Below are 17,225 nucleotides of genomic sequence, written 5' to 3'. Positions count from 1 at the left end.
CGGTAGCGAAGCCTAGACAGGTTCGATCCCCGGTGCTTGAGTGTCGGCCAAGGCCCCACCCCGCCCTGTCGTCGCACCACGGATCCACCACCTGGGAGACCCATGAGCGATCCACTTGCCGAGCCCCACGGCAGCCGCCCGCCGCAGGCGAACGCGCCGAACCTGCCGGAGCCGCCGGATGCGGCATCCGGTCGTGCGGCGCGGGAAACGGCGGAGGGATTCATCGCCGATGACTTCTTCGGCCACCAGCCGAGCTCGCGCAGTACCCTGCCCGACCCGGAGCCGCTCCTGATCAACCTGACCCGCTGCGTCATCGAGGTCCTGGCCGGGGCCAGGGAACTGGACCAGTTGGCCCGGTGGGTGAGCGACGACGTCTACCGGCACCTGCTCAAACGCGTGGTGCTGTCGGCGAGGGCGCGCGCGGTGAAGGGCCAGCGGGCGCAGCGCCCCACCATCACGATCGGCCGAGTGACGATCAATGAGCCCAGGGACGGCATCATCGAGGCGGTCGTCATCGTGCACAGCAAGGTGCGGGTGCGTGCCGTGGCCGTGCGGCTCGAGGGGCTCGACAACCGCTGGCGGGCCAGCGCCATCAACGTCCTCTGACGCCCGGCGCTCTCCCGACCCGCGGCCGCCAACTGTTCCCCATCCGGACAAATGGTCCCGGCACACCGGGACCACTTGTCCGCACGGGGAACAGTTGCGGCGGGCGGGTTACTTCTTCTTGCCCTGGGTGCGACGCTCGGCCCGGTTCACCGGCACCGGCTTGTCCGACTCCGGACGCTGGCCGAAGGCTCCGCGCTGGGGCGGGCCGGCCGGTTCCGCGGCGGGTTCCTCCGGCGTCGCCGTGACGGCCGCGCGGCGGGCGCGGTCGGTGGCGGCCTGCTGGATCTGGCCGCGCTGGTCGCGCACCTCGACCCCGCCGGAATCGCTCGGTGCGGTGTAGCTCAACTTGCCGACGGCCGATTCGGGCGGCGGCGTGAGGCCCTTGGCGGCGACGACGGGGGCGTCGACCGCGCCGGCGCCCTGGGACACCTCGACCTCGAGGTTGAACAGGAACCCGACGGTCTCCTCGCGGATCTGGCCCATCATCTGCTGGAACATCGCGAAGCCCTCGCGCTGGTACTCGACCAGCGGGTCGCGCTGCGCCATCGCGCGGAGGCCGATACCGTCCTTGAGGTAGTCCATCTCGTAGAGGTGCTCGCGCCAGCGGCGGTCGATCACGGAGAGGACGACGCGGCGTTCGAGCTCGCGCATGGCGGGTGAGCCGAGCTGCTCTTCGCGGCGGGCGTATGCGACCTTGGCGTCGGAGATGATCTCCCGGCGCATGAAATCGCGGTTGATCTTGCCCTTGTTGCCGGCCTCGGAGATGACCTCGTCGATGGTCAGTCCCACCGGGTAAAGGGTCTTCAGCTCGGTCCACAGGGCGTCGAAGTCCCAGTCGTCGCCGTTGCCCTCGCCGGTGTGCACGTCGAGCACCTCGTCGATGACGTCTTCGAGGAAGTGCTGGGTGCGCTCGTGCAGGTCGTCACCCTCGAGGATGTGCCGGCGGTCGCCGTAGATCGCTTCGCGCTGGCGGTTGAGCACATCGTCGTACTTGAGGACGTTCTTGCGAATCTCGGCGTTGCGGCCCTCGACCTGCGACTGGGCGCTGCGGATGGCGCGGCTGACGACCTTGGACTCGATGGCCATGTCGTCCGGCACACCCTGGCGGCCCATCAGGCTCTCGGCGGCTCCGGCGTTGAACAGGCGCATCAGGTCGTCGGTGAGGGACAGGTAGAAACGGCTCTCCCCCGGGTCGCCCTGGCGGCCGCTGCGTCCGCGGAGCTGGTTGTCGATGCGGCGGGACTCGTGGCGCTCGGTGCCAAGAACGTACAGTCCGCCGGCCTCGATGACCTTCTCGGCTTCGGTGGTGACCTCGGCCTTGACGGCGGCGAAAACGTCGTCCCATTCCTTCTCGTACTCGTCCGGGGTCTCGACGGGGCTCAGGCCCTTGGCGTTCATCGCGGCGACGGCGAGGAACTCGGCGTTGCCGCCGAGCATCACGTCGGTACCACGGCCGGCCATGTTGGTGGCGACGGTGACGGAGCCGAGGCGCCCGGCCTGGGCGACGATGGCGGCCTCACGCGCGTGATTCTTGGCGTTCAGGACCTCGTGGCGCACACCCTTCTTCGCCAGCAGCCGGGAGAGGTATTCGCTCTTCTCGACGCTGGTGGTGCCGACCAGGACCGGCTGGCCCTTTTCGTGGCGCTCGACGATGTCCTCGACGACCTGGCCGAACTTGGCCTCTTCGTTCTTGTAGATCAGGTCGGACTGGTCGATGCGCTGCATCGGCCGGTTGGTGGGGATCGCCACGACGCCGAGCTTGTAGGTGCTCATGAACTCGGCGGCCTCGGTCTCGGCGGTTCCGGTCATGCCGGAGATCTTCGAGTACAGGCGGAAGTAGTTCTGCAGGGTCACGGTGGCGAGGGTCTGGTTCTCGGCCTTGACCGCGACGCCTTCCTTGGCCTCGATCGCCTGGTGGATGCCCTCGTTGTAGCGGCGGCCCATCAGGATGCGGCCGGTGTGCTCGTCGACGATGAGCACCTCGCCGTTCATCACGACGTAGTCCTTGTCCTTCTTGAACAGGGCGTTGGCCTTGATGGCGTTGTTCAGGAACGAGATCAGCGGGGTGTTCGCGGACTCGTAGAGGTTGTCGATGCCGAGGTAGTCCTCGACCTTTTCGATGCCGGGCTCGAGCACACCCACGGTGCGCTTCTTTTCGTCGACCTCGAAGTCCTCGTCGACGACGAGGCGCTTGGCCAGGCTGGCGAACTCGGTGAACCAGCGGTTGGCCTCACCCGATGCGGGGCCGGAGATGATCAGCGGGGTGCGGGCCTCGTCGATGAGAATCGAGTCGACCTCGTCGACGATGGCGAAGTAGTGGCCGCGCTGCACCATATCGGTGGCCTGCCACGCCATGTTGTCGCGCAGGTAGTCGAAGCCGAACTCGTTGTTGGTGCCGTAGGTGATGTCGCAGGCGTACTGCTCGCGGCGCTGCGCGGGGGTCTGTCCGGAGACGATGCAGCCCGTGGTCATGCCGAGGGCACGGAACACGCGCCCCATCAGCTCGCTCTGGTAGCTGGCCAGGTAGTCGTTCACCGTGATGACGTGCACACCACGGCTGGTGATCGCGTTCAGGTAGGCGGCCGTCGTGGCCACCAGGGTCTTGCCCTCACCGGTCTTCATCTCGGCGATGTTGCCGAGGTGCAGCGCGGCCCCGCCCATCAGCTGCACGTCGAAGTGACGCAGCCCCAGGGTGCGGGTGGAGGCTTCGCGCACGGCCGCGAACGCCTCGGGCAGCAAGTCGTCCAGCGACTCGCCACCCGAGTAGCGCTCACGCAACTGCACGGTTTCGTTCTTCAACTCCTCATCGCTGAGGCTGCCGAAGTCGTCCTCCAGCGCATTGATGGCCTTCGCGTAGCTCTCGAGCCGGCGCAGAATGCGCCCCTCGCCAACGCGTAGAACTTTTTCCAGGATTGAGGCCACGAATGCACTCCACTAGTCGTCACGGCGTGCGAACACGCCTGTCGTCCGGTCGGACGCACGTAGCGCCGACCTAGCCGGCAACTATAGCAATGCTAGTTGGTCAGGAGCTGGACTCGCTGGTCGCCGACGCCAGCTCCTTGGCCTGGTCGGAATTGGGATCGAGTTCGATGACGCCGTAGTCCCATCCCTTGCGGCGGTAGACCACACTGGGGCGGCGGGTTTCGGCGTCCTGGAACAGGTAGAAGTCGTGTCCGACGAGTTCCATGAAGTAGAGCGCATCGTCCACGGTCATGGGTGCGGCCGCGAAGACCTTCCGGCGGATGACGACGGGGGTGTAGACCTCGTCCGGCTCGTCGGCCTCGTCGACGGTGGTGTCCTCCGACACGACGTTGATGGCACCGGTGCGCACCCGCTCCAGGGTGTCGCCGTCGGCGGGAACGATGTCGATCACGGCGAAGCCGGAGGCCGAGGCCTCGTGCAACGACGTTGGACGGTGGGCGCCGCCACGGTGCACCTTGCGGCGGTCCTTGGCACGGCGGACCCGTTCGAGCAGCCGGCCGAGCGCGATGTCGAATGCGGCGTACTTGTCGCTTCCCTCGGCCTCGGCCCGCACGATGGGGCCCTTGCCGATCAGGGTGAGTTCGACGCGGTCGTTACCAGCGGCGCCGCTCTTCTCGGTGTGACGACTGACCTTGATTTCCAGGGCGAGGGCCTTCTCGGCGAGGCCGGCGATCTTCTCGGCCTTCTCCGTCGCATATTCCCGGAAGCGATCAGTGATCCCCAGGTTTCGTCCAACGATGTTAGTTTCCATGACGACCTCCAGATCTGGCGAACCGCCCCTGATCCGGGCGATTGGTACGCGCCTTTGGCACAACCGTAGTCGTGCCAGCTGGATAAGTCACAGGTTTTGTCAATCTGTTTCCGGTGAACGTGAGTTGTCACTCTGGTGCCGCCGGGTTTCCGCCACGGTGGCCGCGCCGAGCACCTCGGCCCCCGCCGCGACGAGAGCGCGCCGGGCCTCGAGGAGGGTGGCGCCGGTGGTGACGATGTCGTCCACGAGGAGAATTCCCCGGCCCGGGAGGGGGCGGGTGGCGACGAGGGTGTCCCGGCGATTGTCGAGGCGTTGCTCCCGCCCCAGGCCCACCTGGTCGGCGACGGCCGCCTTCCGGCGGGGTCGCAGCAGCCGCACCGAGCGGAGGCCCTCCCGGGCCAGGAGCAGGTCGACGGGGTGGAACCCCCTGGCCCGCCAGGCCCGGCGTGAGGACGGCACGGTGACCAGCACGATGCCGGATGCATCCGGCCCGAGGGCGGCGAGCGCCGCCGCCACGGCGGCACCGAGCGCGGCGCCCAGCGGCGCTGCAGCGTCGGTGCGGCCGCCGTCCTTGTACGCCACGAGCACCCGGCCGACCACGTCGGTGTAGTCCAACGCCGACCAGACGGTGAGGATGTCGCGCCGGGCCGGCCGGGGCTCGGCGACCAGGGCGGACGTGCAGGCGGCGCAGAGCGCCCGGTCGGCCCGGCCGCAGCCGCTGCACTCCGTGGGCATAAGCACCGCCCAGCCGTCGAGCAGGGCGTCCCGCGCCCTGTCGAGCCCGCGCCCGGCCCAGCCGTCCCTCGTCATCCGCCCAGTGTCGTGCGGGCGCATGCGCCGAGCGGATTCACGGGCAACTCTGGGCACAACCGCTCGCGGCCGGGCCTGTGGAGGAGCGCGGGTCAGCCGCCGATGCCCTGCTGGGTCGCGACCAGGGTGACCCCATCGATGCGTTCCTGCCAGCCGACACCGCGCTGCACCAGCAGGGACCCGTCGGCCGACAGCGCCCGCAGGTCCCTCAGCAGGTTGCTACCGGTGATGGTCGAGATCCCGGTGGACGACTCGAGCGGCGTGCTCGTTCCGCCGATCTCGTGGGCTACGATCCGGTCCTCGCCGTTGGGCTGTACGGTCACGTAAGCCACGGTGCTCTGGTCGATCCAGGTGGCGTCCAGCGGGGCGCCGCTGCCGGTCGCGAGTTGCACGGCTTCGCCGAGGCTGGTGGGCACCCCGTTCTCCCGCATCACCGCGGCGACCACGAGCCGGCTCTCACCGGCTGCGCTCAACAGCGCGATCACCCGGGTGCCGTCCCTGGACACCTGCAGGGCCGCGATGCTCGACGCATCCTGCCAGGGAGTCGGCAGGGCGACGGCCGCACCCTGGGCGCTGTAGACGAACAGTTCGTTCGGCCGGTCCGCCGGCACCGACCAGACGAACCCGGACCCGTCGATGGACGGTTCGATCAGGTTCTGGCGGGGATCGAGCAGGACGGCGTCATCACCGACCCGGATGCCGTAAACCCCGGCGGGGGTCAACGCGGCCGCGGCGGTCTGCGAGGGCGACAGCGCGACGGCGGTCGGGGCAAGGGCGATGACTCCCTCCGACAGGCCGGCGAGCGGGGTGATCGTCCGGCCGGTGGCGGCAAGGAAACCGAACTCCCCGTCGCGCAGCACCAGGGCGCGCGCGTCGACCCGGGGATTCACCTCGGGTTCGCTCGCTCCCAGCTCGTCGATGTCCTGGGAGTTCTGGTTGATCGTGATCGAGACGGTGAGGCCGCTCGGCAGGCTGTTCTCCAGTTGGCTGCGCATCCGTTGCAGCGTGATGGTGTCGGCGTTCAGGGCCTCGCCGTTGAGGTCGACCTTCGCGTCCCTGGCGACCACGGTGACGGAATCGGCGGTCAGCGCCGTGCCCTCGGGGAACGCGCTGGTCACCGCGCCGGCGAGCCATTCGCTGGGGCCGTTCAGCACCCCGTTGACGATCTTGGTCGGCGTCGACGCCCCGCGCGGGAACCAGCGGACGTCCGGGACCAGGTAGCGGTAGTCCGGGTCGAAGAAGTACAACGATTGCGCGCTGAAGACGTCCTTGAAGGTGCTCTGGTCGAGCACCGTGCCGTTCGGCGCCGCGCTGATCCGCCACTGGCCGTTGACCTGGGTGAACGAGTACCGCAGCCCCAGGCTCGAGGTCGCCCCCTCCTCGTGGTACTCGCCGTTCGCGTTGACCTCCGCGACCGGCCTCACCTCGAAGGCCATGGTGGCCTCGTCGACCGGAACGAAGCTGCGTTCGGAGCCGTCGTACACCGTCACGCCGGAATCCGATTTCCAGGAGTCGCTGAACTCCGGGGTGAGGAATTCCCTGGCGATCTCGTAGTTGTTGTCGGGGCTGGTGGCGGCGTCGATGAACCCGGCGAGGATCTCCTCCATCGTCGCGTCGGCCCTGGGGCCGAACGGCAGGAAGATTGGCGCCGGGTTCTCCCCCGTCACGGCATCCTGCCCGGCCTGCACGGCGCCGCTGCGCGGGATGCTGGAGCACCCGCCCAATACCAGGGTCAGGGCGGCAACGACGGCGACGAGCCTGATGCGGTTACGCATGGTGGTCTCCCCTCGTGTCGGTTCGGGTCGAAACGAATCCGGTCACGTCCGCGTCTTCCGGCGGCAACGGGTTCGGGGATGTCGTCAGCACACCCCTGGCCTGCCGGGGAAGGGTCAACCGGAAGCAGGAACCGGCGCCAGGACCCGACCAGACCTGCAGCCAGCCGCGGTGCGCGATGGCGTCTTCGAGGGAGATCGCCAGGCCAAGCCCGGTGCCGCCGATCGTGCGTTTCCGGGACGGGTCGGCGCGCCAGAACCTGTCGAACACGTGGGCGATGTCCGCCTGGCTCATCCCCATGCCGTAGTCACGCACCGAGAGGGCCACCGCGGATTCGTTGCTGTCCACCGAGACGATGATGGGCTTGCCCTCGCCGTGCTCGATGGCGTTGCCGATCAGGTTGTTCACTATCCGGCGCACCCGGCGCGGGTCGACCTCGGCGTCGAGGTGCCCGCCGGGCGCGACCAGCATGACCGGGGTGCCCTTGGACTCGCTGAGCGAACGCATGCCGTCGATGACGTCCTCGGCCAGGTGCACCAGGTTGGTGGGTTCGGCTTCGAGCTCCACCGACCCCGCGTCGTACCGGCTGATCTCTAGCAGGTCGGCCAGCAGCAGCTCGAATCGTTCCACCTGGGTGTGCAGCAGTTCGGCGGTGCGTTCGGTGGCCGGCGGGAACGTGGCCCGCTGGTCGTAGAGCAGGTCGCCGGCCAGGCGGATCGTGGTGAGCGGGGTGCGGAGTTCGTGCGACACGTCGGAGACGAAGCGCTGCTGCACCTCCGACAGTTCGGCGAGCTCCTTGATCTGGCTCTGCAGGCTGTCGGCCATGCCGTTGAACGACCGGGCAAGGGTGGCGATCACGTCCTCGCCCTTTTCGGGGATACGCACGCCGAGGTCGCCGGAGGCGAGTTTCTCGCTGGTTTCCGCGGCGACGCGGATGGGGGTCACCACGAACCGCACGACGATCCAGGTCACCGCCCCGATCAGCACGATCAGGGCCAACCCGGCGCCGCCCAGGGTACGTTGCACGAACAGGAGCGTGGACTCGGCGTCGGCAAGGCTGTAGCCGATGTAGAGCTCGTAGCGGCCGGCGACGGGCACGGTGATCTGCGAGCCCACCACGATCCCGGGCACGAACGAACCGTCATCCGAGGCGAGCGTCACCGATTGCCAGAGCTGACCGTCGCTGTCGTCCTGCACGGATGCGCGCAGTTCCGGCGAGATGACCGAGGTGGAGGTGCCGAAGGTGGAGGAGTCCTGGGGCGCCACCGTGGAGGCTTCCTGACCCGGGACGCGGAAGAGCGCGACCAGCCGGCTCGACGAGGCCGCGGCGATCGAGGTGCGCGCAGCCTCGAGGAGCGTCTGCACCTGCACCCGGTCGGCGGCGTCGGACGAATCCAGGATCCCCTGGGCGGCCGTGGTGGCGCGGTTGGAGTCGACGAGCACCTGGCTGAGCCGGGACTGGAAGAGGTCGTTCCCGACGCTGACGGACATGTACACGCCCACCAGGCCGATCGCGGCACCGGAGGCGACAACGGTGATCGCCACGGTGCGCCACTGCAGCGACGCCCGCCAGCTGCGCAGCATCCGCCCGGTCAGGTAACGCCACGACGTCCACGACCGCCAATTCAGACTGTTCACGTCGAATCGTCTGCCCTCGTTGAACCGCTCCGACACCCGCGCCTAGCTTGCCGCGCCGGCCCGGTAGCCCACGCCGCGCACGGTCATCACGATGCGGGGGTTGTCCGGATCGTCTTCGACCTTCGCCCGCAGACGCTGCACGTGCACGTTGACCAGCCGGGTGTCGGCCTTGTAGTGGTAGCCCCAGACCTGCTCGAGGAGCATTTCCCGGGTGAACACCTGTTGCGGCTTGCTCGCCAGCGCCAGCAACAGGTCGAACTCCAGCGGGGTCAGGTTGATGCTCTGCTCGCCGCGCTTCACCTCGTGTCCGGCTGCGTCGACCACGAGGTCGCCGATCTGCAGGCTGGCCGGGGATTCGACCGGAACCGGGCGGAGCCTGGTGCGGATCCTGGCCACCAGTTCCTTGGGGTTGAACGGTTTGACCATGTAGTCGTCCGCGCCGGACTCCAGTCCCTTGACGACATCCGTGGTGTCGGACTTCGCGGTGAGCATGATGATCGGGGTGCCGGACTCGGCGCGGATGAGGCTGCACACCTCGATGCCGTCCATGCCCGGCAGCATGAGGTCGAGCAGAACCAGGTCGGGAGCGACGTTGTGGAACGCGTCGAGCGCGAGCGAACCGTCGGCGCAGAAGTGCGGCTCGAAGCCCTCGCCCTGCAGGACGATGCCGATCATCTCAGCCAGTGCGGGGTCATCGTCGACGACCAAAATGCGTGGGTTCATTCTTCCGTTTTCCGCCCGTTCATCGGGCAATAACCCGGCAACGCGGGCAATCTCTGGCACCAGAATAGTCGACGTGGCCCCGAGAGTGCTGACAGGCCCCCGCGCGGGGTCAAGGTATGCCAGCATGGAGGCGTGACGGACCCAGACTGGCACCCCCCGGCGAACGACCCCGACCGGCCCCGCTACGGCGAATACGTTCCAGGCGCCCAGCCCGGACCCCCTCCCGTCGACCCGGCCTACGGCTACCGGCCGGCTCCGCCCCCGGCCTGGACGCCTCCGCCCAAGCCCGGGCTCATCCCGTTGCGACCGCTCGGTTTCGGTACCCTGCTCGGCGCGCCCTTCCAGGTGTTGCGCCGCAACCCCAAAGCCACGTTCGGCAGCGCCCTGCTGGTGCAGGGGGTGACGGTGCTCGTCACGCTCCTGGTGGTGGGCGCGGTGACGTTCTTCGCCCTCGGCCGCGTTGCTGCGGCGCCGGTCGACGAGCAGGACGCCGTCGAGGCGGGCGCGATCGTCGCCATCGTGTTGTCCGCGCTTGTGCCGCTCGCGCTGTCCGTCGTCGCCGCCGCGCTCCTGCAGGGGGTCATCGTGCTCGAGGTCGCCCGGGCGACCCTCGGCGAGAAGCTGCGCCTGGCCGCCCTGTGGCGCCAGGTGGGCCGACGGGTCTGGCCGCTGGTCGGCTGGACGCTGCTGCTGTCGGCAGCTCTCCTGGTGGCCGTGCTGCTCGTCGGCGGCCTTGTCTTCGCCTGCGTCCTGCTCGGCGGCGGGTGGATCGCGTTGGCCGTCATCATCGGCGTCATCGGCGGGTTGGGGCTGATCGCCCTGTACGCCTGGGTGAGCACCAAGACCGCCGTGGTTCCGAGCCTGATCGTGCTGGAACGCCAGCGCATCTGGTCCGCCGTCCGGCGCTCCTGGTCACTCACCGGCGGGTTCTTCTGGCGCACGCTGGGCGTGCTGCTGCTGATCTCGCTGATCGTCGGCGTGATCTCACAGATCGTCACGACACCGCTCACCCTGCTGTTCAGTGCGGCGACCGCCCTGATCGACCCGAACGCGAGCTTCGAGGCGTACATCCCCGCCGGGGTGCTGTACCTGCTGACGATCCTGGTCACCCTGGTGATCGGCGCCGTGACCGCCGTCGTGCAGTCGGCGGCCGTCGCGCTCATCTACATCGACCTGCGGATGCGCAAGGAGGGCCTCGACCTCGAACTCCAGCGGTTCGTCGAGGCTGCCCCCGGCAGCGGCACCGTAGACCCCTACCTGCCGCACGGCACAGCCGCGGCTGCCGACGAGTCCCCTCGCGCCGACCCGGGAGCGCCCTGGGCATGATCACGGCGTGGGGGCTCGGCGTGGCATGGTCGGGGATCCCGGTGGACCCCGACGCGCCCGAAGCACAGCAGTGGCTGCGGGACGAGCTGGCCAAGGCCCCCTACCAGGCGGCCCAGCCCACCTGGTTCGACCGGCTGTCGCAGGCTGTCTTCGACTGGTTCGCATCGCTGTCCTTCACCGGCGATGGGAGTGACGGCTGGCTGTCGGTCGTCGGAATCCTCGTCGGCGTGGCCGTGGTCGTGGCCGCCGTGCTCATCTTCGGCCTGCCGCGCCGCTCCCGCCGTCGCCGCCAGCAGGCCGCGGGCCTGTTCGCCGACGACGACCGCCGCACCGCAGCTGAGCTGCGCCGGGCCGCCGCGTCGGCCGCTGCGGCCGGCGACTGGACCCTCGCCTGCGAGGAGGCCTTCCGGGCATGCGCTCAGGCGCTGGTGGAACGCACCATCGTGCGCCCCACCCCTGGCACGACCGCGCACAGCGTGGCCGAACTGGCCGCGGTGGCCTTCCCCGCCCAGCGGGACCGGTTGCGCGAGGGCGCGAACGTGTTCGAGAGTGTGCGCTACCTCGGCGGCTCCGGCACCGAGGCCGGATACCGGGCGCTGGTCGACCTTGATGCCGACCTGCAGGCGGCCCGCCCGCAGTTGCCGGCACCGGTGGGGACACCGTGAGCGCCGCCGTCGCGACCCCTGTGGACTCGAACAGGGTCGAGTCGAGCACCCCCACGGTCCGCACGGTCATGCGCCGGTCGGTGTTCTGGGTGGTGGCCGGGGTCGGCGCGCTGCTTGTCGCGGTGATCGCGTTCATCGGCACCAATGCCACCGGGTCGGCGGGTCCGCCGCTCGCCGCCGACAACCCCGCCCAGGCCGGCAGCATGGCCCTGGTCGAGGTCCTCCGCCAGCAGGGCGTCACCGTGCTGCCCGTCGACACCCTCGACGAGGCCGCTGCCGCCACGGAGGCGCATCCGGACGCGACGCTGTTCTTCGCCGACGCCGAGGGGTACCTCGAGGCCGGCCAGCTGACCGAGCTCGGCACGCTCTCCTCGCGCATCGTCGTGGCCGACCCGAACTTCGCCACCCTGCAGGCGTTGGCCCCCGAGGTCGGCTTCGGCGGGGTCTCCACCGCGGAGTCCCTCACCGCCCAGTGCGCCGTGGACGCGGCGGAGACGGCGGAGAAGATCGCGCCCGGCGGCAAGACCCTGGGCCTGGACTCCGACGCGCCCGGCTACACCGGCTGCTTCCCCGGCGAAAACGGCACCTTCTCGGTGGTGCAACGGGTGATGGATGGCCAAACCCTCACCCTCGTCGCCGACACCGCGGTCTTCGCCAACGACGAGATCGCCACCTGGGGCAACGCCGCCCTGGCGCTGAACCTGCTCGGCGCCGAGGACACGCTGGTCTGGTACCTGCCGACGCTGGCCGATGTGGCCGTGACCGGTCCGCCGTCGCTCGGCGCCCTCACGCCGGGCTGGGTCACGCCCGTTCTGGTGCTGCTGGTCGTCACCGCGGTCGCCGCCATGGTCTGGCGCGGCCGGCGCTTCGGCCCCCTGGTTGCCGAGAACCTGCCCGTGGTGGTCCGGGCCAGCGAGACCATGGAGGGCCGCGCCCGGCTCTACGCCCGGGGGAATGCCCGGTTGCGCGCGATCGACGCCATCCGGATCGGCGCCGTGACCCGCATGGCCCTGGCCGCCGGGTTGCCGCGCACCGCGCCGCTGGAGAGGGTGGTCAGCACCGTCGCCGCCCTCACCGGGCGGGCGCCGGAGCAGGTGCACGCCGTCCTCGTCGGCGAGATTCCCCAGAACGACGCGGCGCTGATGGCGCTGTCCGCGGCGATCGACGACCTCGAGGGCGCAACCGTCCTGGCTGCCCGGCCGGCCGGTTCCGGCCCCTCACCCGCAGCTCCCCCGTCAACCGGAAGAATGGACCCATGACCAGTCACGCCACGACATCCGCCGAGACACCGCCCGCCGACGCGTCGGTCGACACCCTGCGCCGCTCGCTCGCCCAGGTGCGCACCGAGGTGGGCAAGGCCGTTGTCGGCCAGGACGGCGCGGTCACCGGCCTGATCATCGCGCTCCTCGCCCGTGGCCACGTGCTGCTCGAGGGCGTGCCGGGCGTCGCCAAGACGCTGCTGGTGCGCTCGCTCAGCCAGGCGCTCAGCCTCGACACCAAGCGGGTGCAGTTCACACCGGACCTGATGCCCGGCGATGTGACGGGGTCGTTGATCTACGACGCCAAGGCCGGCGAGTTCGAGTTCCGCAACGGCCCGGTCTTCACGAACATCCTGCTCGCCGACGAGATCAATCGCACCCCTCCGAAGACCCAGTCGGCCCTGCTCGAGGCGATGGAGGAGCGCCAGGTCAGCGTGGACGGGATGTCACTGGCGCTGCCGGAACCGTTCATCGTCGCCGCGACCATGAATCCGATCGAATACGAGGGCACCTACACGCTGCCGGAGGCGCAGCTGGACCGGTTCCTGCTCAAACTCGTGCTCGACATCCCCGAACGCGACGTAGAACTCGAAGTGCTGCGCCGGCACTCCACCGGGTTCAGCCCACGCGACCTCACCGCCGCCGGGGTCACCCCCGTGCTCGGCCCGGCCGAACTGGCGGCCGCTCAGGCGTCCGTCGCCGCCGTCGGTGCGAGCCCGGACGTGCTGGCGTACATCGTCGACCTGGCCAGGGCCACCCGGCAGAGCCCGTCGGCCAAGCTGGGCGTCAGCCCGCGCGGCACCACCGCCCTCCTGGCCAGCGCGAAGGCGTGGGCCTGGCTGAGCGGGTACGCATCCATCACGCCCGACCACGTACAGGCGATGGTGCTGCCGGTCTGGCGGCACCGCATCCAACTGCGCCCGGAGGCCGAACTCGAGGGCATCACCGTCGACGCGATCCTGCACGGCGTGCTGACGCAGGTCCAGGTGCCGATCTAGCCCATGGCGCTGACCGGCAGGTTCGTTCTCCTCGTCGCCCTCGGCGTCGTGCCTATCGTGCTGCTCGGGGACACCCCCGGATCGGCCTTGGCCGTGCTCGGCGCCTGGCTGCTACTGGCCGTGCTGCTCGCCGGCATCGACCTGGCATTGGCCGCATCGCCCCGCACCCTCGCCGTCGCCCGGGTGCTGCCGAGCCGGGTGCGGCTGGGCGAAACCGTCACCAGTGAGCTCTATCTCACCAATGAGGGCCGGCGCCGCCTGCGCGGCGTCGTGCGGGACGGCTGGCAGCCCTCGGCGGGCGCCGGGAACAACCGCACCGCCGTGACCCTTCCCCCCGGCGAACGACGTCTCATCGCGCTGCCGCTTCGCCCCACCCGGCGGGGCGAGCGCACCACGGCCCACGTCACCGTGCGGTCGACCGGCCCACTTGGGTTGGCGGCCCGGCAGGCCACTTTGCACGCCCCGGCGCGCATCCGGGTGCTCCCGCCGTTCCATTCCCGCAAGCACCTGCCCTCCCGCATCACTCGACTGAAAGAGCTCGACGGCCGCACCAGCGTGCTGGTGCGCGGGCAGGGCACCGAGTTCGACTCCCTCCGCGAGTACGTGCGGGGCGACGATGTGCGCTCGATCGACTGGCGCGCCACCGCCCGCCGCAACGACGTCGTGGTGCGCACCTGGCGGCCGGAGCGGGACCGGCGGATTGTGATCGTCATCGACACCGGTCGCACCTCGGCTGCACGCGTGGCCGACGAGCCGCGCCTGGACACCGCGTTCGAGGCGGCATTGCTCCTGGCCGCGCTCGCGTCGCAGGCCGGCGACCGGGTCGACTTCCTCGCCTGGGACCGCCGGGTGCGGGCCCGGGTGCAGGGAGCCTCCGGCGCTGAACTGCTCAGCCGGATGGTCGACGGCATGGCTCTGATCGAACCCGAACTCATCGAGATGGACTGGACAGCGCTCCCCGGGCAGATCCGCTCCATCACCGGTCAGCACGCGCTGGTGGTGCTGCTCACCCCGATGGATGCGCCGGGCGCGTCAACGGGCCTGCTGTCCGTCCTCGGCCAGCTCACCCAGCGGCACACCGTCGTCGTGGCCTCGGTGACCGACCCGTCGGTGACCGGGCTGACCCGCACGCGCGATGACCGCGAAGCGGTCTACCGGGCCGCATCGGCGGAACGCACCCTCCTGGACGCCGCCCGGGTCGCGGCCGCCGTCCGCCAGCTCGGAGCCGACGTGGTCACCTCCGCGCCCGACCAACTGCCGCCCGCGCTGGCCGACCGCTACATCGCCCTCAAGGCCGCCGGCCGCCTGTAACCCCACGTTCGCGAGCCGAGACCTGAGCACCCGAAATTGCGCGTTTTCGGGGCCCAACCCACGGATCGCGAGCCGGCTCAGCCGGCGTAGACCCGGGCGCTGCCGGCCTCGAACTCGGCCAGGTCGCCGGTCTCGCCCGCGCGTGCCGCCCGCCCGCCGAGCACCAGCATGTAGCCGAGGAACGCGAGCAACGCCGCGGCGCCGATTCCGATTTTCACCGGCCACGGCCACGGCGCCGGGGTCACGAACCCCTCGAGCACGCCCGAGACCAGCAAAACGAAGACCAGCCCGATGGCTACCGTGAACAGCGCCCGCGCGTCCTCGGCGAGGGCCTGGCCCCTGGTGCGCGCGCCGGGGGCGATCCACGCCCAGAATATGCGCAGGCCGGCCGCGGCGGCCACGAAGATCGCGGTCAGTTCGAGCAGGCCGTGCGGCGCGATGAAGAGGAAGAAGGTGTCGCCCTCGTCGTAGGCGAACATCACGGCGGCGGTCACCCCGAGGTTCTGCGCGTTCTGCAGCACGATGTACGGCACATAGACGCCCAGGATGCCGAAGGCCACGCATTGGGCGGCGATCCAGGCGTTATTGGTCCACACCCGTCCGGCGAACGAGGCCGCGGGGTTCTCGGAGTAGTACGACACGAAGCCCTGGTCGGCGAGCTGTTCGAGCTCGGCCGGGGAGCCGAAGTTGGCCAGCACGGCGGGGTTGTTCGTCGCCCAGACCGCGTACAGCGTTGCGACGAGAGCCGTGACCACCGCCACCGCCAGGGTGAGCCAGCGCAGCCGGTAGAGCGCGGCGGGCAGCTGGGCGAGGAAGAAGCGTGGCACCTGGGCTAGCACGTTCACGCCGGCGCCGGTGAAGCGCAGCCGGGCCCGCGACAGGATCACCGAGAGCCGGTCGCCCTGCACTGTAGAGCCGGCGGAGGTCTTGATGACGGAGAGTTGGGTGGCCCCGGATTGGTAGCCCTCGATCAATTCATCCGCCTGGGCACCATCAAGCTGCCGCCGGCGGCCGAGTGCGGCCAGGCGGTCCCACTCGGCGCGGTGCGCCGCTGAATACGCGTCGAGATCCATCTGGTTCAATAGTAGACATGGCGCAGCCCTGGAAAGCGGCCGATCATGGTGAAGATTCCCTGGTCGAGCACGAGCTGGTAACCGGAGAGGCCGTTGCCCTCGACGTACGGTCGGCGAGTGTGATCCTGCGCGGGGCCGGAACGATCATCGACTGGGTGGCCTACGTGGGCCTGTTCGTGCTCATGGTCCTGGTCGTCACGGCCCTCTTCGGCGACGAGATCGACGAAGCGCTGGCCCAGGCGCTGGGCATCGCCGGCCTGGTCTTCTCCCTGTTGATCGTGCCGATGCTGGTGGAGACGCTCTCGCACGGCCGGTCACTGGGCCGGTGGGCGATCGGTGCCCGCATCGTGCGCGACGACGGGGGTGCCACCGGGCTGCGGCACGCGTTCATCCGTGCGCTGATGGGCGTGATCGAGATCTTCCTCACCTTCGGTGGCCTCGCCGCCACCTGCGCGCTGTTGAACTCGCGGTCGAAGCGGATCGGGGATCTGTTGGCGGGCACCTACAGCCAGCACGAGCGAGTGCCCCGGTTCAGCGAACCCAGCTTCGTACTCCCACCCGTGCTGACGACCTGGGCAGCGACCGTGGATGTCGCGCGCCTGCCCGACCGGCTCTCCCGCCGGGTAGCCCAGTTCCTTCGCCAGGCCCACCAGCTCTCCCCGGACACCCGCGTGCGGCTGGCAGAGAGCCTCGCGGCCGAGGTGGCACCGTTCGTGTCCCCGTTGCCGGCTGTGCCGCCGGAGTACCTGCTCATCGGTGTGGCCGAGGTACGGCGCAACCGCGAGTACGCCGGCCACATGCTCGAGCGCGACCGCCTGGAGAACCTGTCCCCGGTCCTCACGGGCCTCCCCCACGACTTCCCCACCCGCTGACGCACCCGCTGACGCATCCGCTCAACCAACGCTCGTCCCGCGAGCCGTGACCTGAGCCCCGAGATCGTCACGTTTGGCGTGCCCTGCTCACGGTTCGCGGATGCCTGCGGGCGTTCCCGAGGCCGGCTCGCGGACGCCTGCGGGTCGCGACTCCACACGCTGGTCGAGCTTGTCGAGACCAGGTGAGGTGCGCGTGTGACGCTGCCGCCGCATCCGCAGGCCGGCTCGCGGGGTCTCGACAACCCCGACCGATGTGGGGGTTAAACGCAGAAAAGCCACCCCGTGGGGTGGCTTTTCTGGTGTTGCTAAGTTAAGTCCGGCGGTGTCCTACTCTCCCACAGGGTCCCCCCTGCAGTACCATCGGCGCAAAGAGTCTTAGCTTCCGGGTTCGGAATGTGACCGGGCGTTTCCCTCTTGCTATAGCCGCCGAAACACCTG

14 protein-coding genes and 1 rRNA gene are annotated in these 17,225 nt (G+C 69.8%); 7 read left to right on the top strand and 8 right to left on the bottom strand.

Translation table 11 applies throughout. The annotated features are described in order from the left end of the window. The first annotated feature begins 102 nt into the window (after positions 1 to 102). Entirely contained in the window at positions 103 to 606 is a 504-nt protein-coding gene (locus ACU5E9_RS17465; protein ID WP_456811158.1) for an Rv3235 family protein, read from the top strand. Between the two features lie 108 nt (positions 607 to 714). On the opposite strand, the gene secA is transcribed toward ACU5E9_RS17465, so the two are convergent. The 6 genes from secA to mtrA all read right to left on the bottom strand — a co-directional run bounded on the left by secA (position 715) and on the right by mtrA (position 9,283). After that, entirely contained in the window at positions 715 to 3,528 is a 2,814-nt protein-coding gene (secA, locus tag ACU5E9_RS17460; protein ID WP_456811157.1) for a preprotein translocase subunit SecA, read from the bottom strand. Between the two features lie 100 nt (positions 3,529 to 3,628). Beyond that, complete coding sequence (gene hpf / locus ACU5E9_RS17455; protein WP_456811156.1) at positions 3,629 to 4,339, bottom strand: ribosome hibernation-promoting factor, HPF/YfiA family; 711 nt, start codon at positions 4,337 to 4,339, stop codon at positions 3,629 to 3,631. Between the two features lie 99 nt (positions 4,340 to 4,438). Continuing rightward, on the bottom strand, positions 4,439 to 5,149 hold the full coding sequence (locus ACU5E9_RS17450; RefSeq protein ID WP_456811155.1) for a ComF family protein: 711 nt from the start codon (positions 5,147 to 5,149) through the stop codon (positions 4,439 to 4,441). Positions 5,150 to 5,241: 92 nt separating this feature from the next. Continuing rightward, positions 5,242 to 6,924: an LpqB family beta-propeller domain-containing protein gene (locus ACU5E9_RS17445; RefSeq protein WP_456811154.1), complete on the bottom strand. Its 1,683-nt coding sequence runs from the start codon at positions 6,922 to 6,924 to the stop codon at positions 5,242 to 5,244. Further along, positions 6,917 to 8,506 carry an MtrAB system histidine kinase MtrB gene (gene mtrB / locus ACU5E9_RS17440; protein ID WP_456813568.1) on the bottom strand — a complete coding sequence of 530 codons (1,590 nt, stop codon included), beginning with the start codon at positions 8,504 to 8,506 and terminating at the stop codon, positions 6,917 to 6,919. The genes ACU5E9_RS17445 and mtrB overlap by 8 nt, the downstream gene beginning before the upstream one ends. A 96-nt stretch (positions 8,507 to 8,602) precedes the next feature. Beyond that, positions 8,603 to 9,283: an MtrAB system response regulator MtrA gene (gene mtrA, locus ACU5E9_RS17435; protein WP_456811153.1), complete on the bottom strand. Its 681-nt coding sequence runs from the start codon at positions 9,281 to 9,283 to the stop codon at positions 8,603 to 8,605. A 132-nt stretch (positions 9,284 to 9,415) separates the two neighbouring features. On the opposite strand from mtrA, the gene ACU5E9_RS17430 reads away from it, so the two are divergent. The 5 genes from ACU5E9_RS17430 to ACU5E9_RS17410 are packed head-to-tail and all read left to right on the top strand — an operon-like array spanning position 9,416 to position 14,842. Next, positions 9,416 to 10,609 carry a hypothetical protein gene (locus ACU5E9_RS17430; protein WP_456811152.1) on the top strand — a complete coding sequence of 398 codons (1,194 nt, stop codon included), beginning with the start codon at positions 9,416 to 9,418 and terminating at the stop codon, positions 10,607 to 10,609. Next, positions 10,606 to 11,274, top strand: coding sequence for a DUF4129 domain-containing protein (locus ACU5E9_RS17425; RefSeq protein ID WP_456811151.1), 669 nt, complete (start codon positions 10,606 to 10,608; stop codon positions 11,272 to 11,274). The genes ACU5E9_RS17430 and ACU5E9_RS17425 overlap by 4 nt, the downstream gene beginning before the upstream one ends. Next, positions 11,271 to 12,533 carry a DUF4350 domain-containing protein gene (locus tag ACU5E9_RS17420; protein ID WP_456811150.1) on the top strand — a complete coding sequence of 421 codons (1,263 nt, stop codon included), beginning with the start codon at positions 11,271 to 11,273 and terminating at the stop codon, positions 12,531 to 12,533. The genes ACU5E9_RS17425 and ACU5E9_RS17420 overlap by 4 nt, the downstream gene beginning before the upstream one ends. Beyond that, positions 12,530 to 13,531, top strand: coding sequence for an AAA family ATPase (locus tag ACU5E9_RS17415; RefSeq protein WP_456811149.1), 1,002 nt, complete (start codon positions 12,530 to 12,532; stop codon positions 13,529 to 13,531). The genes ACU5E9_RS17420 and ACU5E9_RS17415 overlap by 4 nt, the downstream gene beginning before the upstream one ends. A gap of 3 nt (positions 13,532 to 13,534) precedes the next feature. Then, the gene (locus ACU5E9_RS17410) at positions 13,535 to 14,842 is read left to right on the top strand and encodes a DUF58 domain-containing protein (protein WP_456811148.1); all 1,308 of its coding nucleotides are present in this window, start codon (positions 13,535 to 13,537) and stop codon (positions 14,840 to 14,842) included. Between the two features lie 77 nt (positions 14,843 to 14,919). On the opposite strand, the gene ACU5E9_RS17405 is transcribed toward ACU5E9_RS17410, so the two are convergent. Further along, positions 14,920 to 15,915 carry a stage II sporulation protein M gene (locus ACU5E9_RS17405; RefSeq protein WP_456811147.1) on the bottom strand — a complete coding sequence of 332 codons (996 nt, stop codon included), beginning with the start codon at positions 15,913 to 15,915 and terminating at the stop codon, positions 14,920 to 14,922. Positions 15,916 to 15,932: 17 nt separating this feature from the next. Between ACU5E9_RS17405 and ACU5E9_RS17400 the strand changes: the two genes are divergently transcribed. Next, positions 15,933 to 16,787 (top strand): RDD family protein, encoded by an 855-nt coding sequence (locus ACU5E9_RS17400; protein ID WP_456811146.1) that lies wholly within the window; start codon positions 15,933 to 15,935, stop codon positions 16,785 to 16,787. A gap of 314 nt (positions 16,788 to 17,101) precedes the next feature. On the opposite strand, the gene rrf is transcribed toward ACU5E9_RS17400, so the two are convergent. After that, a 5S ribosomal RNA gene (gene rrf / locus ACU5E9_RS17395) occupies positions 17,102 to 17,218 on the bottom strand. Between the last annotated feature and the right edge of the window lie 7 nt (positions 17,219 to 17,225).

The organism is Cryobacterium sp. AP23 (assembly GCF_054075385.1).
The sequence above is the reverse complement of the archived record's forward strand: the minus strand, read 5'-3'. Positions and strand labels throughout refer to the sequence as shown.